General features: G+C 35.6%; 19 protein-coding genes. 9 read left to right on the top strand and 10 right to left on the bottom strand.

Annotated elements, in window-relative coordinates; all coding sequences use genetic code 11:
- Window position 1: 1 nt before the first annotated feature.
- The gene (gene rpsG / locus EXIGUO8A_RS10600) at window positions 2-478 is read right to left on the bottom strand and encodes a 30S ribosomal protein S7 (protein ID WP_116770427.1); all 477 of its coding nucleotides are present in this window, start codon (window positions 476-478) and stop codon (window positions 2-4) included.
- A gap of 23 nt (window positions 479-501) precedes the next feature.
- Window positions 502-876, bottom strand: coding sequence for a 30S ribosomal protein S12 (rpsL, locus tag EXIGUO8A_RS10595; RefSeq protein WP_036152127.1), 375 nt, complete (start codon window positions 874-876; stop codon window positions 502-504).
- A gap of 400 nt (window positions 877-1,276) precedes the next feature.
- Here rpsL and EXIGUO8A_RS10590 point away from each other — a divergent pair, with 400 nt between their 5' ends.
- The 6 genes from EXIGUO8A_RS10590 to rlmB all read left to right on the top strand — a co-directional run bounded on the left by EXIGUO8A_RS10590 (window position 1,277) and on the right by rlmB (window position 12,165).
- Window positions 1,277-4,510 (top strand): SusC/RagA family TonB-linked outer membrane protein, encoded by a 3,234-nt coding sequence (locus EXIGUO8A_RS10590; protein WP_159303109.1) that lies wholly within the window; start codon window positions 1,277-1,279, stop codon window positions 4,508-4,510.
- 30 nt (window positions 4,511-4,540) lie between these two features.
- Window positions 4,541-6,217: a SusD/RagB family nutrient-binding outer membrane lipoprotein gene (locus EXIGUO8A_RS10585; protein WP_116770425.1), complete on the top strand. Its 1,677-nt coding sequence runs from the start codon at window positions 4,541-4,543 to the stop codon at window positions 6,215-6,217.
- Window positions 6,218-6,228: 11 nt separating this feature from the next.
- On the top strand, window positions 6,229-7,095 hold the full coding sequence (locus tag EXIGUO8A_RS10580; protein WP_159303108.1) for a hypothetical protein: 867 nt from the start codon (window positions 6,229-6,231) through the stop codon (window positions 7,093-7,095).
- 88 nt (window positions 7,096-7,183) lie between these two features.
- A complete protein-coding gene (locus EXIGUO8A_RS10575; RefSeq protein WP_159303107.1) occupies window positions 7,184-10,555 on the top strand; it encodes a VCBS repeat-containing protein in 3,372 nt (1,123 codons plus the stop codon).
- A 62-nt stretch (window positions 10,556-10,617) separates the two neighbouring features.
- Window positions 10,618-11,364: a hypothetical protein gene (locus EXIGUO8A_RS10570; RefSeq protein WP_159303106.1), complete on the top strand. Its 747-nt coding sequence runs from the start codon at window positions 10,618-10,620 to the stop codon at window positions 11,362-11,364.
- Between the two features lie 66 nt (window positions 11,365-11,430).
- A complete protein-coding gene (rlmB, locus tag EXIGUO8A_RS10565) occupies window positions 11,431-12,165 on the top strand; it encodes a 23S rRNA (guanosine(2251)-2'-O)-methyltransferase RlmB (RefSeq protein ID WP_159303105.1) in 735 nt (244 codons plus the stop codon).
- A gap of 7 nt (window positions 12,166-12,172) precedes the next feature.
- On the opposite strand, the gene EXIGUO8A_RS10560 is transcribed toward rlmB, so the two are convergent.
- The gene (locus tag EXIGUO8A_RS10560; protein WP_159303104.1) at window positions 12,173-12,919 is read right to left on the bottom strand and encodes a rhomboid family intramembrane serine protease; all 747 of its coding nucleotides are present in this window, start codon (window positions 12,917-12,919) and stop codon (window positions 12,173-12,175) included.
- 139 nt (window positions 12,920-13,058) lie between these two features.
- Between EXIGUO8A_RS10560 and EXIGUO8A_RS10555 the strand changes: the two genes are divergently transcribed.
- Window positions 13,059-14,336, top strand: a complete 1,278-nt coding sequence (locus EXIGUO8A_RS10555) for a replication-associated recombination protein A (RefSeq protein WP_159303103.1) — start codon at window positions 13,059-13,061, stop codon at window positions 14,334-14,336.
- On the opposite strand, the gene EXIGUO8A_RS10550 is transcribed toward EXIGUO8A_RS10555, so the two are convergent.
- From EXIGUO8A_RS10550 to radC, 6 genes are all read right to left on the bottom strand, one after another.
- Complete coding sequence (locus EXIGUO8A_RS10550; RefSeq protein ID WP_159303102.1) at window positions 14,333-15,238, bottom strand: hypothetical protein; 906 nt, start codon at window positions 15,236-15,238, stop codon at window positions 14,333-14,335. The two genes, EXIGUO8A_RS10555 and EXIGUO8A_RS10550, sit on opposite strands and share 4 nt — an antisense overlap.
- A gap of 77 nt (window positions 15,239-15,315) precedes the next feature.
- Window positions 15,316-16,758, bottom strand: a complete 1,443-nt coding sequence (locus EXIGUO8A_RS10545) for a DUF5723 family protein (protein ID WP_159303101.1) — start codon at window positions 16,756-16,758, stop codon at window positions 15,316-15,318.
- Window positions 16,755-17,276: a hypothetical protein gene (locus EXIGUO8A_RS10540; RefSeq protein ID WP_236564469.1), complete on the bottom strand. Its 522-nt coding sequence runs from the start codon at window positions 17,274-17,276 to the stop codon at window positions 16,755-16,757. Before EXIGUO8A_RS10540 ends, EXIGUO8A_RS10545 begins: the two co-directional genes overlap by 4 nt.
- Window positions 17,277-17,350: 74 nt before the next feature.
- Window positions 17,351-18,040: a YjjG family noncanonical pyrimidine nucleotidase gene (locus EXIGUO8A_RS10535; RefSeq protein ID WP_159303099.1), complete on the bottom strand. Its 690-nt coding sequence runs from the start codon at window positions 18,038-18,040 to the stop codon at window positions 17,351-17,353.
- Entirely contained in the window at window positions 18,033-19,280 is a 1,248-nt protein-coding gene (locus EXIGUO8A_RS10530) for a polysaccharide deacetylase family protein (protein ID WP_236564468.1), read from the bottom strand. Before EXIGUO8A_RS10530 ends, EXIGUO8A_RS10535 begins: the two co-directional genes overlap by 8 nt.
- Before the next feature lie 48 nt (window positions 19,281-19,328).
- Window positions 19,329-20,027 carry a RadC family protein gene (radC, locus tag EXIGUO8A_RS10525; protein ID WP_116770415.1) on the bottom strand — a complete coding sequence of 233 codons (699 nt, stop codon included), beginning with the start codon at window positions 20,025-20,027 and terminating at the stop codon, window positions 19,329-19,331.
- Between the two features lie 57 nt (window positions 20,028-20,084).
- On the opposite strand from radC, the gene EXIGUO8A_RS10520 reads away from it, so the two are divergent.
- The gene (locus EXIGUO8A_RS10520; protein WP_159303098.1) at window positions 20,085-20,528 is read left to right on the top strand and encodes a DUF1569 domain-containing protein; all 444 of its coding nucleotides are present in this window, start codon (window positions 20,085-20,087) and stop codon (window positions 20,526-20,528) included.
- A 104-nt stretch (window positions 20,529-20,632) separates the two neighbouring features.
- Here EXIGUO8A_RS10520 and EXIGUO8A_RS10515 read toward each other — a convergent pair whose 3' ends face one another.
- Entirely contained in the window at window positions 20,633-21,988 is a 1,356-nt protein-coding gene (locus EXIGUO8A_RS10515) for a UDP-N-acetylmuramate--L-alanine ligase (protein ID WP_159303097.1), read from the bottom strand.
- A 252-nt stretch (window positions 21,989-22,240) separates the two neighbouring features.
- On the opposite strand from EXIGUO8A_RS10515, the gene EXIGUO8A_RS10510 reads away from it, so the two are divergent.
- On the top strand, window positions 22,241-25,093 hold the full coding sequence (locus EXIGUO8A_RS10510; RefSeq protein WP_159303096.1) for a gliding motility-associated C-terminal domain-containing protein: 2,853 nt from the start codon (window positions 22,241-22,243) through the stop codon (window positions 25,091-25,093).
- Window positions 25,094-25,095 lie beyond the last annotated feature (2 nt).

The following is a 25,095-nucleotide window of genomic DNA, read 5'->3' as shown; positions in this document are numbered from 1 at the left end:
TTTAGAATCTAAAGTGCGAAAATGCTTTGTTTGCCTCAGCCATCTTGTGCGTATCGACTCTTTTCTTAACAGCTGCACCTTCTTCTTTGGCCGCCGCTAAAATTTCTCCAGCCAACTTTTGAGCCATACCTTTTTCATTACGCTTTCTAGCATAACTGATCAACCACTTCATAGCTGTTGATATTTTACGGTCTGGTCTAATTTGCATTGGAATCTGAAATGTTGCACCACCAACTCTTCTACTTCTAACTTCAACGTGAGGCATAACATTACTTAATGCATCCTTCCAAAGCTCTAAAGCTGTTTTTTCATCGTCGGTCTTTTTAGCATCTACGATATCTATTGCATCGTAAAAAACACCAAAAGCAACTGATTTTTTACCATCCCACATCATCATATTGACGAAACGCGTCACCAATTGATCATTAAATCTTGGATCTGGTAAAAGTGGTCTTTTCTTTGCCTGTCTTTTTCTCATTACTTCGTTTTAAACAAGTTTAATTACTTCTTTGGACGCTTTGCACCATATTTTGATCTACGTTGTGTTCTACCGGCCACACCTGCTGTGTCCAATGCACCACGTACAATATGATACCTAACTCCTGGTAAATCCTTAACTCTTCCGCCTCTTACTAATACTATCGAGTGCTCTTGCAAATTGTGACCCTCACCAGGTATGTAAGCATTCACTTCCTTACCATTTGTTAACCTAACCCTTGCTACTTTTCTCATAGCTGAATTTGGTTTCTTTGGCGTGGTAGTATAAACACGTGTACAAACACCTCTTCTTTGAGGACACGAATCCAAAGCAGCCGATTTACTCTTCTTAGTAATCGTCTCTCTTCCTATTCGTACTAATTGTGATATTGTTGGCATACTATAATAATATATAAAAATTACCCCTACTTTAAGGGTCGGCAAATGTAGTCATATTTCGGTAAAATTCAAATCATTATGAATTTATTTTTATTTTTTTTTAATCCCACCAAATTTACTCACAAAATACACTGTTAAAACAACCTTAATTTATTTAAAACTCCACGTAAATTCCCATACAATTTTCACTTTAAATTAAATGCAGGTTTTTTGGACTTTTTCTGCAGAATTATGAATATGATAAAAAAAACCGTGTTGAATTATATAACTTTAAATATGGATCGTGTTTAATCTGTAACTCCGAATTTTATAACAAGTTCTTAAAGTTTTATTAAAATTATCTTGCATTATTAACACATTATTGTGAAGTTTGTCGCTAGCTAATTCAAATAATTTAAAAATGAGAACAAAACTAAATGGATTGTTAACGCTACTATTGGCGTTAGTTGTGCATATTTCTTTTGCACAGCAAAAAACAGTTTCCGGTACGGTTACTGATCAGGGAGGGCTTCCTTTGCCCGGGGTTAACATCGTAGTTGAAGGTACCACTACTGGTACTCAAACAGATTTTGATGGTAACTATTCCATTATGGCCTCACAAGGCGAAACATTATTATTTACTTACATTGGTCAAAAAGCCGTTAGACAATCGGTTGGTGCCGGTAACACAGTAAATGTGCAAATGGAAGAAGATGCACAAGCACTGGAAGAAGTGGTTGTTACCGCTCAAGGTATTAAACGTGAGAAAAAAGCTTTAGGTTTTGCAGTATCATCTGTAGACGAAGAAGATTTGGAGTCTCGTTCTGAAGGTGATGTTGCCCGTGTACTTTCGGGAAAAGCATCTGGTGTACAGATTACCGCTGCAGGTGGTATGTCTGGTTCTGCGACAAATGTTGTAGTAAGGGGTTTAAGTTCCTTTAGTGGAAGTAACCAAGCTCTTTTTGTTGTTGATGGTGTACCTTTTAGTAGTGATACTAACGCACAGGATACAAATGGTGGTGGTTCTAACTTTTTAACAGGTAACACTGGTTCTTCTAGATTTTTAGATTTAGACCCAAACAACATTGCAAAAATTGAAGTATTGAAAGGTCTTGCAGCTGCAACACTTTACGGTTCTCAAGGTAAAAATGGTGTAATTCTAATTACAACTAAAGCAGGCTCTGCTGTTGGTGGTAAGAAGAAAACTGAAATTACAGTTAACCAATCTTACTTTGTTAACGAATTTGCTTCATTACCGGATTACCAAGATGAATACGGTAATGGTTTTGATCAAGCATTTGGTTGGTTCTTTAGTAATTGGGGACCAAGTTTTGAAGAAAGCGGTCTTTCAGGTTGGGGAAGACAATCTGCAATTGATGAAAATGGAACTTTAGAACATCCTTATAGTAGTACAGCAGTTGCTGCTACTAGAGAAGCATTTCCTGAATTACAAGGGACAAGATATGATTGGAAACCTTACGATTCTGTTGAAGATTACTTTAAGCCAGGTTCAGTAAGTTCTACCTCTGTTAACATTAATGGTGCTTCTGAAGATGGAAATACAACTTTCAACGCTAACTTTGGTTATTTAGACGATGAATCTTTCGTTCCAGGTAACGGTTTAACAAGAGCCAACATTTCTTTGGGAGGTAGATCTAAACTATCAAACAGGTTTACTGTTTCTGGTGCTATGAATTACTCTAGAACTGATTATAGCTCACCTCCAATTGCGGCAAGTGAAGGTAACGGTACAACTGGTCTATCAATTTTTGGTAATATATATTTTACACCACGAAGTGTAGATTTATTAGGTTTACCATATCAAAACCCAATTGATGGTTCTAGTGTATACTATAGAAATGGTAATGACATTATCAACCCACGTTGGACTGAAAATAACGTAAAATACTCTCAGTTAACAACACGTGTTTTCTGGAATGCTTCTGTACAATATGACATCAATGATAACCTAAACATGACCTATAGAGCAGGTTTAGATTATTATAATGAAAGAAATGAACAATACTCTAATAAGGGTGGTGTTGCATTTACAAGTGCAATATTTGGTTTCTTGAATACCTATGATAACAATAATACGATTTGGGACCACTATTTAGCCCTTAATGGTAATTATGATTTATCTGAAAAATTAGGTTTGTCATTCAACGCAGGTGCTACAACAAGATCTACAACTTTTGATCAGCAGGGTGTTGCTAGTACTGGTCAAATTGTATTTGACATACAGAGACATTTTAACTACTCTAACCAATCCCCTATTCAATATTCTGAAAAAAGAAATATTGCTGGTTTATTAGGACAGGTTACTTTGGACTACGACAACATGTTATTCCTTACAGCATCTACTAGAACTGACTGGGTTTCTAACTTAACTACAGAAAACAACAGTCAAACATATCCAAGTGCTAGTGCATCTTTCTTGCCTACTGCTGCTTGGCCTGGTATTAAATCTGAAAAAGGTCTTAACTTCTTGAAATTAAGAGCTGGTTTAGGACAGTCTGCGACTTTCCCAACTGCTTATCCAACTGTTAGTGTTGTTGAGCAAAATACGCAAGTATATGGTGAAGGCGGTGAAGTTACAACCAACCAGGTTGCTGCTTTCAAAGCTAATCCTGACTTAAAACCTGAGCTATTATCAGAATTTGAAGTAGGATTTGAATCTAAATTCTTTAACAATAGAGTTTCTTTAGATTTCACATATTTTGACAGAACTACAAAAGACTTGATCGTTAGAGAGCCTCTTTCTCCTTCAACCGGTTTTACTTTCACACAAAGTAACGTAGGTAAAATAGAAGGTGATGGTATTGAAATAGATTTAGGTGTTGACTGGGTAAGAGGTGACAACTTCAACTGGAACACAAGAGCTAACTTCACTAAAAACAAATTTATAGTAACTGAGCAAGAGCAAGATATCATTATCTATGCTGGTAGTTCAACTTTATCAGTAGGTGGTAACGCCGCAATTAAAGGTGAGCAGTTAGGTGTTATTGTAGGTGATGCAATTGCAAGAGATGCGGATGGCAACTTCTTAATTGATGATGGTGGTGATTATGTAACTACAGAGGTAGATGCTAATGGTAATGTTCCAATCATCGGTAACCCAAACCCTGATTATATTATGAACATCATAAACTCTCTTTCTTACAAGAATTGGAATTTAGGTTTTCAAATTAGTCATACCAAAGGTGGTGACATAGTTTCTAACACTATTGGTACATTATTAGGTAGAGGTTTAATTACTGAAACTTTAGATAGAGAGAACACTTATATTTTACCTGGTGTATCTCAGAGCACTGGAGAAGTAAACAATAAGCAGATCAATAACTCTACTTACTACTTCAACAACATCTTATTCGGACCAACAGAATTAAAAGTTTATGATGCTTCTGTAGTACGTTTACAAGAACTTTCTTTAGGATACACTTTCCCTGCAAAAGCATTAGAAAGAACTCCTTTCGGTTCATTGACAATCACTGCCCAAGGATTTAACCTTTGGTATGATGCTTACAACACACCAGATGGAGCTAACTTCGATCCAAACATTCAAGGTGCTGGTGTTGGTAACTCTCAAGGTTTTGACTTTATCAACGGTCCAAGTTCTAGAAGATATGGAGTTAGTATTAAAGCAACCTTTTAAAAATTGCTAATCTTAATTAATAGAAATATTATGAAAAAAATAATTAAATATATAACCGTTGTTTTTGCAGCTGGAGTGTTATTCAACTCTTGTGAAACAACAGATCTAGATCTTAGGACTAGCCCTAATGATCTTGCTGCTGATCAAGCAGATCCTAACCTATTATTGAATTCAATTCAATTAGCGTATGTTGCTAACATGTATACAATAAATGATATTGGTTCTGAATTAACTAGAATTGATTACATGCTTGGTCGTAACTACTTTAACACATACCCTGGTGATACGTTTGATGACATCTGGGAACGTTTGTACAGTAGTACAGATGGAAATGGTGATGTTTTTAGCACTGCTGTTGACCTAGGTATTTTCCCTAATGTTGACAACTTGCAAACTATAGATGCTGAAAGTGATATTGATTACTCTTTCCATATTGCCGTAGGTCAAACATTAAAAGCTCACATGCTTTTATTGTTAGTTGATTATCTTGGAAAAGCGACATTGAGCGAAGCAGGTAATCCAGTAGATTTTCCAGCTCCTATGTTAGATGATGGTCAAGATGTTTATACAGGAGCGTTAGCTCTTTTAAGCGAAGCAGAAGCATTATTTGCAGCTGACCCTTCAACCCAAGGTGGAGAAGATTTCTTTTACGGTGGTGATACTGAAAATTGGATTAAATTAATTAACACTATTAGATTAAAAGCTGCTGTTACTACCGGTGACACAAGTACATTTAATTCTATAATTGCTGGAGGTGAATATATTGCTGATTCTGCAGATGATTTTCAATGGCAATATGGAACTAGAGAATTACAACCAGATACACGTCACCCAGATTATCAAGATGATTACACCACTAGTGGTGCAAACATTTACCAAAATAACTGGTTGATGAACAACATGATGGTGAAAAACGATCCTAGGATTAGATATTATTTCTATCGTCAAGAAAGCGCTACTCCAGGTGCAGCGGGTGAACCAGCCAATGAAGAGCTATTAGCTTGTTCATTAGCTACAGCACCGGCACATTATGACGGCTTCATCTATTGTTCCGTACCTAACGGATACTGGGGCAGATCTCATGGTAACAATGAAGGTACCCCTCCAGATGGTTTCCAAAGAACGGCTGTAGGTGTTTACCCTGCAGGAGGTCGTTTTGACGATAGCAGCTTTGATGTTGTAGGTCTTGGCCTTGGTGGCGGAGGTGGCGGTATAGAGCCGATCATCTTAGCATCTTATGTTGATTTCTGGCAAGCTGAAATGGCTTCATCTGCAGCTGAAAAAGCAACTTTCTTAGAGTCTGCAATGACCAAGTCTATAGCTAAAGTTCAAAGTTTTGGATCATTGGATTCTGGTGCAGATTTATCTGTAGCCCCTTCTGATGATGAAGTTACTACTTACATTGAAGATACGGTTGCTGATTACCTAGCTGCAACAGGAGATGATCAAATGAATATTTTATCTGAACAATACTGGATAGCACTTTACGGTGGTGGTGTTGAAGCATATAACTATTATAGAAGAACTGGCTTCCCTACTACATTGGCTCCAAACTGGGAGTTAAATCCAGGTGCTTTCCCAAGATCATTTTTGTATCCTCAGACAGAGGTTATTACAAACTCAAATGTATCGCAGAAATCAGATTTATCAACTCAAGTATTTTGGGATACAAATCCAGCCGGACCAGCATTCCCATCTGCTAACTAAAAAATAAGAAAATGAAAATAAACAATAAAATATTAGGCGCTATTCTAGGTGTTTCTACGCTACTAATATCATCATGTGATGATGGTGACAAAGTTATTGACACTGTTTTTGACGAAACAACTAGAGGTGCAGTTCTTAGAACAATTGAAGCAGACGGTATTTTTGATCGTTTTGACACTTCAACCACCTTTGGGTTTACCTTTGAAGAACAAGATTACGAAGATGGTGATCTTTTAGAAAAAGTGGACCTTTACATTAGTTTTGAAGATAATACAGAAGCAAATGGTGACTCTACAGTCGATGAAATTTTAATCGAGACTTTTTTACCAGCTGATTTTACCGATGGTGAATTTGGATTACCAAGAGCAAGCTATGAAACAACCTTAGCAAATGCTTTATCTCAATTAGGTTTAGTTGAAGGCGACTTTGATGGTGGAGATGCAATTCAGTTTCGTTTAATATTAACATTAACTGACGGAAGAACTTTTACCAATGATGATAGTACAGGTACTATTACAGGTTCTTTCTTTAACGCACCTTTTTTCTATGCACCTATAATTAAATGTATTCCTCCTGCACCAGTTGCCGGTGAGTATACTATAGAGCTTGAAGATAGTTACGGTGATGGATGGAACGGTGCTTCGATAGATGTAGTTATTGACGGTGTGGAAACATCTTACACACTAGATAGCGGAGCTGCAGGCACCGAAACATTTACAGTACCAGAAGGAACTACAGAGTTTACTTTAGCGTTTTCTTCAGGAGACTGGGATGGTGAAATTACTTATGAAATTATTGCACCAACAGAAGAGTTAGCTCTTTCTGACGGACCAACACCAGCTGTTGGTATTCAAACATTGAATATCTGTGGTGGGTAATCTTAAATAATATTTCATTTATTAATATAGCTGCCTTAACTTAAACTAAGGCAGCTATTTTGTTTATAGCAACATTTAACTTCCCCTTATGAAACTTGTATTAGAGACCAACAGAATAAAAAAAATGGCTAAAATTATTTCTATGTCATTACTGTCTGCTATGTATTCCTGCTCTGAACAAACAAATAACAACACAAAAGAAATTGCTCTAAAAGAAGACAGCAATACTAAAATTTTTGAAAGCATTCCAAGTGAGTACAGTTCTATAGATTTCATTAATAATCTAAAGGAAAATGTTGAAACCTATGAAAATGTATTCAATTTTGATTACTTCTATAATGGAGCCGGAGTCGGCGTAGAAGATATTAACAATGACGGCTTATTGGACATCTTCTTTTCTGGTAATCAAGTTGAGAATAAACTGTACTTAAATAAAGGAAATTTTAGATTTGAGGATATCTCTTCTTTGGCAGGCATCAACATTAATAAAAAATGGTGCAACGGCATTACATTCGTAGACATCAACAATGATGGCTGGCAAGATATATATGTTTCCCAAGGCGGTCCAAATAATAGAAGTAATAGGAACAATCTATTATTCATTAACAATCAAGACTTAACTTTTACCGAAAAAGCACAGGAATACGGTTTAGATGATCCAGGTATTTCAACCCAAACTGCTTTTTTCGATTATGATAAAGATGGTGATTTAGATTGCATAGTTATGAATGAAAATGAACTTTATGGTCTGGATCCTATTTCCCTATTAAAAACCGTAAATACTTCCAACGAATCAAAATACTTCAACAGTAGTCATTTTTATAAAAATGTTGACGGAAAATACATAGACGTCACTAAAGAAGTAGGTTTAGAAAACCCCATATTTGGTTTAGGTCTTTGTGTATCCGATATAAATTCTGATGGATACCTAGATATTTATATGTCCAGCGACTATTATTTACCAGATGCTCTATACATTAACAATCAGAAGGGGCTATTTATCAACTCCGTTAACGAATTAACACAACAAATTTCATTTTATGGTATGGGCTTGGATATTGCCGATATCAACAACGATAACTTGCAAGATATATTTGTACTGGATATGGCATCAAATGACCATTTTAGAGCAAAAACCCTTATGGCATCTATGAGTGTAGAAAGATTTAACTTCTTAACAAATACAGCCGGCTTTCAACATCAATATATGTTCAACTCCCTACAGTTGAATCAAGGAAACGATCATTTCTCAAACATAGCACAACTTACGGGAATGGCAAGCTCAGATTGGAGCTGGTCTGTCTTAATGTCCGACTATAATAATGACGGAGAAAAAGATGTGTTTATTACTAATGGATATCGCAAATACGCCCTAGACAATGATTTCCAGAACAAAGTTTATAATGCAAAAATTAAATATAAAGGCAATATACCAAGCAATTTAAAACAACAACTTTATAATGAAATGCCATCTGAAAGTCTAAGCAACTTAATGTATACAAATAAAGGAGATTTAAAGTTTCAAGAAATCAGTAATGACTGGGGGCTTAATGAACTAACTTTTAGCAATGGAGCGGCACAAGGCGATTTTGACAATGATGGTGACTTGGATTTGGTCATTAACAATATCGATCAAAAAGCTTTATTATATAAGAATACAACTGTAGACAACAACCTTGGTAATTTTCTAAAAGTTACAACCCTAGATAATACACCAGAATCTTTTGCCAAAATCACAATTTCCTATAATAATAAAACACAGCACCAAGAAATAAAAAGAATAAGAGGCTACATGTCTTCTCAAGAAAATTCCGCCCACTTTGGTATAGGCAGTTCAAAAATTATTGACACAGTAAAAGTGGAATGGCTTAGTGGAAAAGTGTCATACAAATTAAACGTTGAGGCTAACTCTTCATTAAAATTCTTAGAAGAAGAGTCTGTTGATCCGATATTAAAATCAACATTGGTAAGCACTCCCTTTTTTAATTTAAAAAACACAAAAGACCTTAGCTTAAATTACCGTCATCAAGAAACAACTTATGATGATTTTGAGCAAGAAATCCTACTACCTTACAAACAGTCTAACACTGGTCCATTTTTAGCTAAAGGCGATGTAAATGGCGATGGTAAAGAAGACATGTATGTTGGCGGAGGTTCAAGACAAGCAGGTGCTTTATTCCTTCAGACAGCAAATGGATTTATTAAGAACACACAAAAATGTTTTGAATTGGATAAAGAAAAAGAGGATGCTGAATCTGTATTTTTTGATTTTGACAATGATAATGATTTAGATCTATATGTGGTTAGCGGGGGAAATGAATATGGAGAAAGCTCTTCATATTATGCCGATAGATTGTACATAAATGACGGTAAGGGAAATTTTGAAAAATTAGACACTCCTATTTTACAATCCTTTCCAAAAAGTGGTAAATCTGTCACAATAATAGATTTCGACAAAGATGGTGACAACGATGTATTAGTAGGTAATAGAATTATACCTCATAACTATCCGAAGTATAGTGCATCCATACTATATGAAAATGATAACGGTGTTTTGAAAAATGTTACAAATACCATTGTACCAGAATTGGAAAATTTTGGTTTGATCAATAGTATTATCACAACAGATTTTAATAATGATGGATGGCAAGACTTTATAGCTGTAGGTGAATGGACACCAATTGGAATGTTCGAAAACAAAAATGGCAAATTCCAACGTCTACCTGTCGAAGGCAATGTACTTAACACTAAAGGCTGGTGGTTTAAGGTGAAAGAGACCGATATTAACAATGATGGAAATAAAGATTACATTGTTGGCAATGTTGGTAGAAATATAAAATTTACAGCTAGCGAAGAAAAACCTTTTAAAATATACGCCAACGATTTTGATGATAATGGTATTAACGATGTGGTGTTAAGTAAGAAATATCATGAAACCTATGTACCCGTAAGAGGTAGAGAATGCTCATCTCAACAAATGCCGTTTATTAAAGAGAAATTTTCTACCTATAATGATTTTGCCCAGGCTTCTATGGAGGATATTTATGGTGATAAATTAAAAGAATCTTATACTGGCGAAGTCAACGATTTTAATTCCATTCTTCTATTGAACAAAGGGAATAATAGCTTTGAAAAAATTACGCTTCCTAGTGAATCACAATTATTTCCGATTTTAGCGATATCAGTTTTTGATTTGAATAATGACGGATTTGAAGACTGTGTTATCTCTGGAAATATATATGAAACGGAGGTAGAAACCCCTAGACTCGATGCTGTTTCTGGTTTAGCACTTATATCCAATGGAAAAGATGGGTATACACCTGCATCGATGGAAAAAACCGGACTTTACATTAAAGGCAACGTAAAAAGTACAGAATCCATAAAATTTAATGACCAGACTTTATTAGTTGCAGGCATAAACGATGATAAACTGCGAACTTTCGAATTAACAAAAAATTAAACATACTGAATATAAGCAGGTTAAAAAAATTTTCTAAATTATACCTCTTAAACAACCATACCATGAGAAAAATTTTAATGTTAGTTATTACCACTATAGCTAGTACAACTTTACAAGCACAATATTCTGGGCAAGTACCATCCAATTTAGGCGGTGCAAGTCAAAATGCAGCGGCAGGTGCAGCAATTGCAAATTTTTTGGGTCCCGTTAACGAAGCTTATCAAAAAAGAAGAGAAATAGATTTAGATAAATTTCAAGGTTCACCTTATACTTCAAACACCTTTGCCCCTACTGTATTAAAATATGAAGATGAAGTAGTAGGCTCAATTTATTATCGATACAATGCCTTAAATGAGGAAATTGAAATAAAGAAAACCTCTTCTGAAGATGAACCATATCAAGCTTTGGTAAAGGATAAAGAGATTAGTTTATTAATAAATTCAAAACCATTAAGTTTTAAAACTTTCGTAACTGAAAAAAATACAACGACCAATGGTTATTTAACCCTACTCGATAAAGGTAGTAAATACGACCTTTACCAAAGAACCCTAGTTAAATTTACTGAAGGTCAACCCGCGCAAAACTCATTTGTTGCAGCAGTACCTAGTAGATTTACAAAATTTACCGAATATTATTTTCAGAAAGATGGTGTAAACAGAATAGATCAGATTCCTCAAAAAAATAAAAAGTTTTTAAAGTTACTTGATGCCTCTAAAAGAGAGGATGTAAAAGTATTTTTAAAAGAGAACAGCTTAAACATTAAGAACGAGCAAGATTTAATTAAAGTGTTTGATTATTTAAACAGCTAAAAATTTAAATCTTAAGATTAATAGCCGCCCAACAATAGTTGGGCGGTTTTTATTTACCTTTGCCCCATGCAAAAAACCACTCAAATTTATGGCTTAAGAGCCATCATAGAAGCTGTTAACTCCAATGAGGAAATAGATAAGGTATTTCTACAAAAAGGTCTTAAAGGAGATCTTATGAAAGAATTAGAGGGTTTATTGCGTCGCAATGAAATTAATATGGTCTATGTGCCTATTGAAAAACTGAACAGGTTAACAAAAAACAATCATCAAGGTGCCGTTGCCAACATCTCCCCTATTGCATTTCATACTCTTGAAGATTTAGTGGAAAGAGCGAACGAGAAAGAAGGTCCCGCTTTATTTTTATTATTGGACCAACTTTCAGATGTACGTAATTTTGGTGCAATCATTAGAACTGCGGAATGTACCGGAGTTGACGGAATCATTGTTCAAAAGAAAGGTGCCGCTCCTGTAACCGCAGACACCATAAAAACTTCTGCCGGTGCTGCATATAGAGTGCCAATAGCAAAAGTAGACCACTTAAAAGATGCTATATTTTACCTACAGGCATCAGATATTAAAATAGTTTCGGCTACCGAAAAAACAGATGATTCTATTTATGATGTTCCTTTTACAGATTCTATAGCAATTGTTATGGGTGCTGAAGATCGTGGTATTACACCTTCTATTTTAAAAGCTTCTGACTATAGAGCTAAACTTCCATTATTAGGTGAGATTGAATCGTTGAATGTTTCCGTTGCATGTGCCGTTTTCTTATACGAAGCGGTTCGCCAACGTTTGTAATTACAATTTATCCATCTGAATCACTTTTAGAGCTTTTCTTGAAGATGTAGTTGTATTTAAAACTTTCTTCTTCCTCGAAATCTTCTTCAATGGGTAATTCCCTAAAGTTTCCGTTTTCATCAAAATGTCTTAAAAAAAGATCATCTTCTTCATTATAGTCGTCTTTTTCCCAATCATATTTTTTAGTTTGGGGAATACGCGCCTTTACCATTTTCGCTAAAACCAATCCGGTAATGAATCCTGCTAAATGACCTTCCCAAGACATACCTTCTTTCACTGGAAATATATACCATAGCATACTTCCGTAGATAAATACAACTATTAAAGATAGCGCCACCAATCTATAATAGGAGCTAAAAACTCCCTTAAAGAATACGAAACTGGCCAGAACATAGATAAGGCCACTTGCTCCAATATGATATGAAGTTCTACCGATGAGCCAAGTTATAATTCCAGATAACAAAACACCATAAACAACAACTTTCCAAGCGACATCCCTATAAAAATACCACAACGCTGAAAGTAAAATTGCTAAAGGAATGGTATTGTTATACAAATGCTCAAGAGAACCATGAATAAACGGACATAATATTATACCACGTAAACCTGTAACAGTTCTTGGCATAACGCCAAATTCATTAAAATTAATTCCTAAAGAAAGCTCTAACCAATATACCGCCCATATAAGTATCATAGCTAAAAGAGGTATAGCTACAACTTTATTAGAAAACTTAAAATGTCCTATTTCCGACATGAGCTTCTTTTGATATTATCAATTACAATTATACTACCATTCTATTCAAATTGGTCATATTGTCACTCTAATCCTTACTTAACAATCAATTGGCATCTTACTTTTCTTATCTCTTTTAAGATTATCATACTTTTGTATTATGAATGAACCTTTAGCAGAACGGGTACGACCAAAAACATTAGACGAGTACATAAGTCAACATCATTTGGTGGGCGAAAAGGGCTCGCTTACGCATCAAATTAAAAAGGGTATTATTCCCTCTTTAATACTATGGGGACCACCTGGCACCGGAAAAACAACCTTGGCCAATATTATTGCAGAAGAAAGTAAGAGACCTTTTTACGTACTTAGTGCAATTAATAGTGGGGTTAAAGACATTCGTGAAGTTATTGATAAGGCAAAACAAGCTGGAGGTCTATTTACGGCCAAAAACCCCATATTATTTATAGATGAGATACACCGTTTTAGTAAGTCTCAACAAGATTCGCTCTTAGCAGCTGTAGAAAAAGGATGGGTCACTTTGATCGGTGCTACCACCGAAAATCCGAGTTTTGAAGTTATACCGGCCCTACTTTCGCGCTGTCAGGTCTATATTTTAAATGCCTTCGGAAAAACCGATTTAGAAAACCTGATCAAAAGGGCAATGGAAAAGGATTCATTGCTTAAATCAAAAATAATAGACCTTAAAGAAACGGAAGCTTTATTGCGTATATCAGGGGGTGATGGAAGAAAACTACTGAATGTTTTTGAACTGGTCGTTAATTCAGAAGAAAGTGACACAGTTGTTATTACCGATGATTTAGTACTATCTAAAGTTCAAAAGAACACAGTACTGTACGATAAAACCGGGGAACAACATTACGATATTGTTTCTGCATTTATCAAATCTATACGCGGTAGTGACCCAAACGGAGCCGTTTATTGGTTAGCTAGAATGATCGAAGGTGGAGAAGATGTAAAGTTCATTGCACGTAGAATGCTTATATCTGCCTCTGAAGATATTGGCTTAGCAAACCCTACAGCGTTAGTTATGGCGAATACCACTTTTCAAGCTGTAACGACTATTGGCTATCCAGAAGCCAGAATAGTGCTTAGTCAATGCGCAATATACTTGGCTACCTCGGCAAAGAGTAATGCCAGCTATATGGCAATTGGGAAAGCCCAGCAAGCCGTAAAGCAAACGGGCAATTTAACTGTACCGCTACCTTTAAGAAATGCGCCTACTAAATTAATGAAGGATCTTGGTTACGGACAAGAATATAAATATGCCCACGATTATCAAAACAATTTTGTAGATGCAGAATTTTTACCGGACGAACTTACCGGAACTACTTTCTATAAACCTGGAAACAATGCGAGGGAAAAAGCTCTTAGCGATTTTCTAAAAAACAGGTGGAAAGAAAAGTATGATTTTTAAAATTTGATATTCAGTTCTTCTTGAACTAAAGTATCATTTTCATAATATTCAAATATCCATTTACCATCTTTTTGATATACCATACCATTTCTAGTATCGGTCTTGGCCATATAGACGTTATCGGCAGAACTTTTCATCAAGTTCATTCTAACCTTTGGTGAACTATCTACCAATTGATACCCGGTTTCGGTGGCTTGCGCATACCAAATATCCTTAATGGCAGACTTGTTTACTTCTAAGCTTTTAAAAGCAGGTTTTTCCGCTGTTGCCTTTTCTATGTTAGATTTTACAGGAGCATTATCTTTATAATACTGTGTCTTTTCTGTTTCTTTAGAGATAACGGCTGGTTCTTTATTTATTGGTGTGGCAGCTTCCATTTCCTTTTCCGCCTGTACTACTTTATCCGCTTTAGAGGCATCCAACTTTTTCACATCATTTTTAAAACTAACGGTAACTGCATCTTTCTTATCATTTTTACCACTGTAAGTATAATTAACACCATTGAATGTACGCATAGACTCTCTAATAGCTTCATTATAGGCCTCTTTATACTGTTTCTCTTTACTAATACCTTGCATACTACTATACACAATATTATCGTTGCAATCAATTAGGTTTACAGTTGTTTTAGTAGAGAACATAGTGCTATCATCTTGTAAATCCGCAATTACCCCTAAACATCTATTAAATTTTAAATCTTCGGGTAATTGATCGTCATATACCGTGGTAAAACCTTTACCTGTAAAAAGATATTTTATTAATGTGCTTGTTTGGTGTTCATTCATATTCTTGAAAGCATCAAACTTTTTTGGAACGATGATATATTTATAATCGTTCAAGTTTGCTTGGGCAAAAGTTGCGTATCCTATAAATGTAAGTAGTATGGTAATAACAGTTTTCAAAACGATATAAAATTTAAATTCATGGTAATATATGAAAAAAGCATGCCAAAAATTTAAAATTGAGGTAAGAAGATTTACTATTTTCTACGCCCCCAAGATATGATATTTAAGCCAAATTGAAACGAAGCATAGTGAGAATCGGCAATATTATTATAAGACAATAAGTTATCTGCCATGATGTAAAAATTAACCGGTCCGGCTTGTAGGTTCATTCCCAGACCAACATTGGTATAACTAAATTTATCTACGGTATAAGTACCTTTTAATGCCAAACCATTTCCAAATCTACGCATGTAAAAACCGGTTAAGGCCATTTGCGGACCCCGTGGTCTATTAATTACATAAACCTGTCCTCCAAACGAATTTCTATATTTGGTTCTTAATTCTCCCCCACCCGAAGAACCTGCGGTACAATCACAATTTTGCATACCACTATTGCCTACAGGTTCACCAAAATCATTTCTAATGGATGCATATAACTTTGTAGGCCTAAACGTAATATAGCTTTTGGTATCCGTATCAAAAGGTACGGCAGTTTCCACCTCATCTACCAAGTCTTGCCAAAAATCCCTATCAAGACTGGCAAAATTTTCTAGAATGTCTATCTCAATACCTTCAACCGTAGTATTCCCATCAAGACTATAACTTTTTAGGTCACTGGTATGATAAATAAAACCTACATCCAATAAGCTACCGGTAATGGTAGTTCTTTCAGACAAGTGGTACGTAAAGCCAACATCTACACCTACACCTAAATCTCCACCAAAAAATGCCCTACTTATAATTTCATTGGTAAGCATATCATCATTATTGGCATCATCCAAATCTTGAAGTCCAGAGGTCTGTAAAAGCAGATCGGCATTTAAGGTTGATGATATAATATTATTCTGACCTTCTATGTTTCTTAAGGACCCACTGTTACGTGTTGAACTATAATCAACGATACCAGAATAAATTTTACCTCTAGCACCAATAGTTAAGTTACGGTCAACTTTTTTATTTATGCCAAAGTGTAAAACGTTCACTAAAGAACCACGGGTTTTAAAATCACCCAAATCATACCGTCTACCTAATTGGTCGGCATTTCCATCAAATATTAAAAAAGCATAGTCTTGTGGCCAATAGGTAATATTATCAAATTCAAGATAACCCCCAAATGAATAAAACATATTTGGATTTCTACCTCTAAAACCTCCTGTAAGATATTCCAGTTGAATCGTAGAGCTAAACTCATCTCTTGGCGATAGTTCGTTTAAGGCTCGTTCCCTAAATTTCACATTAATATCCAAACCATCATCTGCAAAAAGATCATGAACAGAAATACCATTAGTTCCAAAATTGCCATAAACTCCAGATAATAGTGGTACACCTGCAAACCATTTAAAATCTGATTCTACACCTGGATTCAAAGACAATGATTGGGGAATTTCATTAAAATCGTAGAGTATTTGCTTGTTTTGAGCTTTTAACCCAAAAGCAAATAACATGCTGATTATAAATAAGCAATGCGATAATCTCATTGCAATTCTAATGTAAATTGCGCGCTAGAACGAAGCTCTATAGCTGAGTCGGGAATATTTGATTCGCTACTGTTATCTCCTAAATTTACAGCTGTCAGTCTTATTTTTGATGTTGTTCTAATAATATCCAAACTTTTACCGGTAGGTCCATATGCTACATCTCTACTTAAAACAGAAGTGGGCGCTGGGTCCATACTAAACACTTCGGTATCTATTACATTTTCATTGGTATCCAAAAATTCAAGTACGATCTCTATAGGTTTGCTTGTGGTATTTTCCAGCTCATAGGTCAATACACCAGATACTACCCTTTCGGTAAAAAAAGGCTCTTCAAATGCATCAAAATTAAAATCTTGGGTAAAAAAGTTGAGTCCGGCTACTCTATTGATCAAGGTTTCTTGCGCCTTAACATAAAAAATACTGGTTTCATAACTTGGAACAATGGCCAAATCATCTATTTGATCAAAGTCTTGATTTTCAGAACAAGAGATTACCATTAGGAAGCCTAATAAAAACATACATATAATGAGTAACCCTTTCATCGTTCCTTCAATGTTTTAAAATAACACAGTTGTCTGTACTAGTAGTAACTCTATAAAAACGATTTTATTTCTTCTAAATCATAAATAATTGGTGCAAGATCATGGCTGTTTTCTCTATGCGCATTAAAATGTATAGTGTGAAAACCTAAAGATTTTGCACCTAGTATATCTGCTTCTAAACTATCACCAATCATTAGAGAACGTTCTGGTTTAGCACCTGCCTTGTTTAATGCCAAATTAAAAATGATAGGATTTGGCTTTTTGACCCCAGCCATTTCCGAATCAATGATTTGATCAAAAAAACCATGAATTCCAGAATTTCTCAGTTTCTTTTCCTGTACCTCTTGAAAACCATTGGTAATAATATGCAATTTATAATTAGGCCGCAGATAATCTAAAACTTCAATAGTATTAGGAAACAATGAATTAAAAGAAGATAAATGATTAATATATTCTTCTGACAATACATGAATTATATCATCTGTAGCCGGATATTTCATTTCATCGAATACAGATTTTAACCGTTGATAACGCAATTCTTCTTTGGTTATCTTCTCTTCACGATACAACTTCCAGAATTTAAGGTTTGCCGGTACGTATACCTTTAAAAAATCATTTAGTTCAACATTGATTTTTTGATCAATAAATATTTTTTGAAACGTATGGGCAGAGTTTTTATCAAAATCCCATAATGTGTGATCTAAATCAAAAAAAACATCGGTAACCTTATTTTTAAACATGTTGCTGTTTTATAATGTCTGAGTAAACGGCCATCCAATCCCTATCTTCTTTATTTCCCAAAACTTCATTTGAGAACATAGCTATTAGCGTACCATTTACTTTTTTGACCTCAGTGGTAATAGCCTTTACTTGCCTTAATACATCAGCGTCTTTTTTTATTTTCGATAATGAAATATCATGTATGGCAAACGGATGCACTTTTATAGGTTGCTTTACTTCTAAGGGAATATCGTAAAATTGAAAAGCAGTGCAAGTACCTGCCCTAAAACCAAGTTCAAAAGTATATCCCATGGTATAGTCATTTGTAAATTCTGCAGCAATTAAATTCCGATACGTTTGTGGTACATCTACCCTATTATAGCGCATTTTAGAATTATTTACAGGTCGTTTAATGACTTCTTCTAAGTTCGCCTTTTCCTTCTTTAACAATTCTAAATCTGAAAAAGAACTGTAACTCGCCGCCATGGAAACTGGCACATAATCAGCTACGTGCTTAATTAACGACTTAAATTTTATACTATTTGTAGAAACGTTTTTATCGTATTTTGAATAATCTGCAAACTGAAAAAAGAAATTACATTTTATCTTATACTTCTTATGTAAATCTATTAGCTCGCCATAATTATCATATGGATCTTTTTGTTTGTTCAAACCTACGGCAATACGTTCGTAAACCCGTTTGAATTTAAAAGTGCCCAAATCCATTAACATGCCTACCAAACCACGCACAACACCACGATTTGCATAACAATGAGAAGTAGCTACATCTATTACGGATATAAAATCGTACGTTTTGTGCTTGTATTCCAAATCTTCAAAACGCTCTTTAAGTGCCTCAAGCAATTTATAGGCCCAAATATCAACTACAGGCTTTTGCAAAAATCCGTTTTGATATGCTATACTATCTTTTGGAGAAAACCTGCCATGAATATCCTTTACGTGGGGCAAATACTCTTCGTACCTTGATAGCATAAAGAAGCTGGCAGCAAATATGTCAAAAGGCAACGTACTTTTCTCACCTGTCTGAAAAAAACAAGGCGTACCTTCCCAATCCCCAATATTTAATTGAATATCATTAATACCCTGCTCAAATAACAATTCATTACTACGAACAAAAAATTCGTTCTGCAAGGGTTGTTTTGTATATGTGATTTTAGCTCCTGTATGTTTTATAAAGTCTTCTACCTTAGTGGTAAAATCTATTTCAACACCCAATATACCCACAAAGATATGCCTCATAACATATGTAAGGCGCGGAGTTATTTTATGTGTATAGATCAATAACATTTATAGCATATTTTCATCTGCAAAGCTATAGTAACTTTTTTGGGTAATAATCAAATGATCCAATACTTTAATATCTAAAGTTTCGCTTGCCGTCTTTATTTTTTGGGTAATCTGTTTATCTGCACCGCTAGGTCGTAAGGTGCCGGAAGGATGGTTATGCGCCAAAATTATGGCAACGGCTCCTAATTCTAACGCCTGTTTCATTACGATCCTTACATCTACCAAGGTTCCTGTTATACCACCTTTGCTTAATTGTGCCTTATGTAAAACCTTGTTAGAGTTATTCAGAAAAAGAATCCAAAACTCTTCATGCTCCAATTCACCCAACATCGGCTGCAAAATATCGTACGCATCTTTACTGCTCCCTATTTTCTCTATTTTAAGAGCATCTTCACCCCTTCTTCTTCTACCGACCTCTAAAGCTGCGGCAATGCTTACAGCTTTTGCTTCGCCAATACCTTTAAATGCCATTAACTGTTTAATGGACAACCTCCCTAATTCATTCAAATTATTGTCTACCGATGCCAAAATACGTTTTGAAAGTTCAACAGCACTTTCAGACCTGCTACCAGAACCGATTAAAATAGCGATCAATTCAGCATCCGACAGAACCGAACGCCCCTTATTTACTAGCTTTTCCCTTGGCTTGTCATCATCTGACCAATTTTTTATGGAGAACGAAACCGATTTATCCTGCATTGGCTAAAGATACAGAACTAATTATTTTATGCTAAATTTATACATCAATTAAAAACCATGAAATCACTTTTAACAAAAGAAGCCTACGAGGAAATCAATCAAAGAATTGAGCAACTTACCGAAAATTCAGAAAGAGGTTGGGGTAAAATGAGCGTAGGTCAAATGTGTTGGCATTGTCAATACCCATTACAATTGGCCATTAAAAACAAACCCAATACATCTAAAGGCAATTGGTTTATAAAAACTTTCTTTAAAAAATCATTGTACAATGATAAACCTTGGAGAAAAAATTTACCTACCGCTCCCCAATTAAAAGCCAAGGAAGAAAAGGACTTTAAAACTGAGCATACGCTTCTGAAAAATTTGGTGAACGATTTTTATGCCGTAAGAGACCGTGAAGAATGGTACCCACACCCAGCTTTTGGACCATTTACCAAAGAACAATGGGGGCAAGTTCAATACAAGCACCTAGACCATCATTTAAAGCAATTTGGAGTTTAACTTTGTTGTTGGCAAAAAAACTCAAGTTCAAATTCAAGAATCAAGTTCAAGTTCAAGTTCAAAAAAGACTTAATACTTTTCACTTAATACTGTGTACTTCCACCTTAACTCAACAACTCTTGAAATTTTTTCAAATCGAATCCGCCATAATTTCCTGAACTCATGAGTAACAATGTGGTGTTATCATATGGCTGACTTTCCAAATACTCATGAAATGAAGCGGCGTCTGTAAATATTTTTAAATCGTCTCTTTGAAAAGCTTCTGATATTTGCTTTGGAGTAACCGCTTCTAACTTTTTAATAGCTACAGATTCTGGCAAGAAGAAAATAACCGCTTCATCGGCAGCATCTAAAGCACCTTTGTATTCCTTTAAAAACTCAGGATTAAAACTACTATAAGTATGTAATTCTAAGCAAGCAATAAGCTTTCTATTAGGATATTGCTCTGTTACCGCCTTTGTTGTTGCAGCAACCTTACTAGGTGAGTGCGCAAAATCTTTATAGGCTATACTAGATGTACCTTCCGCTATTTTCTCTAAACGTTTAGAGGCTCCTTTAAATGTAGCAATAGCTTCATAAAAATCATCTTCATCAACACCCATGTTTTGACAGATCCATTTTGCACCTGCCAAATTACTTAGGTTGTGCTTGCCAAAAACTTCAATTGGCATTGGTCCTTCATTAGTTTCTAACAAGGTTTCTCCGTCTTCAACGGTATATTCAGGTGTAGTATATGGTAATTTTCTAATCGCATTTTCAGATGCTTCTACTACTTCCTTTACTGCGGTATCTTCAATGTTAAAAGTGATAGAACCACCATTTACTATGCTATCCACAAATATTTTAAACTGCTCTACGTAATTCTCAAAAGTGGGAAATACATTGATATGATCCCAAGCTATACCACTTAGCAAGGCAATGTTAGGTTGATATAAATGGAATTTAGGTCTTCTATCTATTGGAGATGACAAATACTCATCGCCCTCTAATACGATAAAATCGTTGTCCTCGGTTAAATGAACCATTCTATCAAATCCATCCAATTGGGCACCTACCATATAATCCACTTCAATATCATGAAAGTTGAGTACATGTAAAATCATAGAGGTAATAGTCGTTTTACCGTGACTACCGCCAATAACAACCCTAGTTTTGTTTTTAGATTGTTCGTATAAAAATTCAGGATAAGAATAAATAACTATACCTAGTTCTTGCGCTTTTAATAATTCAGGATTATCTGCTTTAGCATGCATTCCTAGTACGATTGCATCAAGATCATTTGTTATTTTTTCTGGGAACCAGCCAAATTCATCAGGTAACAATCCTTTAGCCGCCAATCTAGATTTAGAAGGTTCAAAAATAACATCATCACTACCAGTAATAGCATAACCTTTATGTTCCAATGCCAGGGCTAAATTGTGCATGGCACTTCCGCCTATCGCAATAAAATGTATTCGCATTCCTAAATTTTAGGTGTCAAAGATACGTATTGTCCAATTAAAAAAATTGAGTTTACACCGTGTAAGAAAGCTATAAAGCCATTAAAAACCAACGTTATTATCGATGAAAAACGATAAATTTTAACAGTTCTTATCAAATTTAGTAGTATTCACCTTACATTTTAATGCTTTTACAACATATAATTTCTTACAAATGTTAACAAAAATATCTTAGCCCGTATCAAAATGCATATTGCAACCAACCCCCTATGAATGAATAATACAAAACTTAGGCTCTTTACCTTTTTGTTTTTCTTAATCGGTATTTCAAACTTTCTTCAGGCACAATGTGCCGGTGAAAACGCAACTATTGAAATTTGTGAAAAAGATGCCGATAGTGCATATCGAAACTTCGACCTATTTGCACAACTTGGTGGATCACCTATTACAGGTGGTACATGGGCCACAACAAATCCTGAAAATTTTTATGCTTTAAACCAAAGTACAGGTATCGTAGATCTGTGGCGTATCAATAATTACGGTACGCATTCTTTTGTATATACCAATACAGTTTGTAACCAAAGTGCTACGGTAACCATTGAGCTTGGTGGATATCCTGGCGAAGATAATATAGATGGTAGTGCCAATGCCTGCGGTGATGACAGCAGTGTAAACTTACATGGTTTTTTAGGCAGTAATGTAGACGGTAAAGTTCAAGATTTCAATGGCTTGTGGGAAGAAGACCCTGCAACTTTTACCGGTCAATTAAATGAAAATTTGTTCAATGCAAGAGAAGCAGGGCCCGGAATATACAATTTTACTTATACGGTACCTGATGTAAATGGTTGTTCAGGAAGAACCTCAACAATAATATTAGAGGTGCATCCACCGCCAAATGCAGGTACGGCTCCCGTTCTAACCTTTTGTGCAGGTGATGATCTATCGGCTTACACCGCATTTGATCTTAGCGATCATTTGATAGGCGAAGACCCTAACGGGACCTGGACAGAAAATGGAACCAATCAATTAAGTGACCTTAACGATACTATCATTAATATTGAAGAAATATATAACAATTTTGGGTATGGAGATTTCACCTTCAATTACACCGTTTTCCCCAGCCATCCGGTTTGTGAAAAAAGAGTGTCTGAAGTAAGCATAAGAATACTGCCAATATTAGATGGCACAATTGTTACTGATGATATCTGTGTAGGGGAAAGCTATGTTGTTGAACTAACTTATGACAATACGCTTTTACACAATGGCGATTTTATATTACAGTTTCTCGTTAACGATGATTTAGGTGAATCGCCAACAACTTTGATTGACGGCAATGGAAGTTTTGTAATTGACCAAGGTTTGGTGCCTCTAAATGAAGAGGTTACCCTAGAAGTTATTGGTATAAGAAGTGTAACACCTCCCCGAGATGTTTGCCCAAGAGTTATAGTACCACCTACCACTTTTATAGTAACAAGTTCAGATATTACTGCTCAAGATATATGCATACAGACAGACAATACCATTCAAATTATTGAAATTCTTGATGCTGACGGCAATTTTGCAACTGGCAGTTTCTCTACGACATATGCATTGACAACTCCTAATGGTAGCACCACAAGTTCTCCAACATTTGAACTTGAATTCACTAATGGTAATGCTTCATTTATAGTGCCTGCGAGTAACTTTACTTTGGACGGGGAATACACTATTAGACCTACAATTTCAGGGATTTATGCAACAAGTTGCCCATTAGTAGATACTTTTACAGTTACCCCTTTACCCGATGCTATTCAATTAGACCTCATTGTGGACAATAATTGTGATGCTACACAAATTGATGTTTTAGTCGATGCGCCAATTTTGCCAAACGGAACATACACGATAACCTACGACGTAACTGAATTAGATTCCAATACCGTATTAACTACAAATACGATCAACTTTACGGGCGGTACCGCTGCTTATCAAATAGATGTAGATGCCTTACCGATCGGTAATTACACGGCGAGCGTACGCAGTATACAAAACGACAATACCCCTTGCCGATTAGATTTTGAGTTCGAAGAAAGTGAAAATTTCTCCAGAGGCGGTGTACCAGAAGCTCCACAGGCAGATGCCAATCAAATATTTTGTTTGAGTAACTACCCGGGCTCACCTACCTTAATGGACATTGAGGTCACTGCTGACGGCGATTTATTATTCTACGATACAGAAACCGATTCCAACATCTTGCCCATTTCGACGGCATTGGTCGATGGTGAAGATTATTTTGTAACCAATAGCGACCCACTAACAAATTGTGAAGGTACCGATCGCGTTCAAATTACGGTTAGTTTTAGTGACCCTAATGCACCTACAGCGAGTACTGTAAATCCGCAGTTTTGTGCAGAAGCGATTCCGACATTGGCGAATATAGCTATTGATGTTTCTACTGGCAGTTCGGTTACTTGGTTCGATGCAGCTACAGGCGGAAGTGAATTGGATGCATCAACCGTATTGGTCGACAATCAATCGTATTTTGCAGCAACTAACAACAATGGTTGTACCAGTACTAATCGCTTAGAAGTAACACCAACAGTAATTACCGTTACTCCTACATCGTTATCATCGGATATGTTACAGGTCTGCGGACTGGATAACCCTACGATTGCGGCCCTTCGTATTTTGGAAAATGAAACCGACAACGATGTACATTGGTTTATGACAGAAACTGACGGTACCGCGTTGACAGATGATGCTCTTCTAATACAGAATACTACTTACTACGCAGAAAATTACAATCCGCTTACCGGTTGCTCTTCTGCTACAAGGGTCCCTGTGACCATTGATTTTAGTGATTGCGACCCCGAGAATTATGGCTTTTTTATTCCAGATGGGTTCTCACCGAATGACGATGGTAGAAACGATACGTTTTTCATACCGAACATAGAAACCATATTCCCGAATTTCACATTAGAAATATTGAATAGATACGGTACGTCATTGTTCAAAGGAGACATAAACAACCCCGCTTGGAATGGTAGAAATGGTTCTGCCACAGCACCGAACGGAGTCTATTTCTATATCATAAATTACAATAAGGACAATGCAGAACCTATTCAAGGTCGCTTATACTTAAACAGATAACC

The organism is Maribacter litoralis (genome assembly GCF_902506355.1).
Taxonomy (GTDB): domain Bacteria; phylum Bacteroidota; class Bacteroidia; order Flavobacteriales; family Flavobacteriaceae; genus Maribacter; species Maribacter litoralis.
The sequence above is the reverse complement of the archived record's forward strand: the minus strand, read 5'-3'. Positions and strand labels throughout refer to the sequence as shown.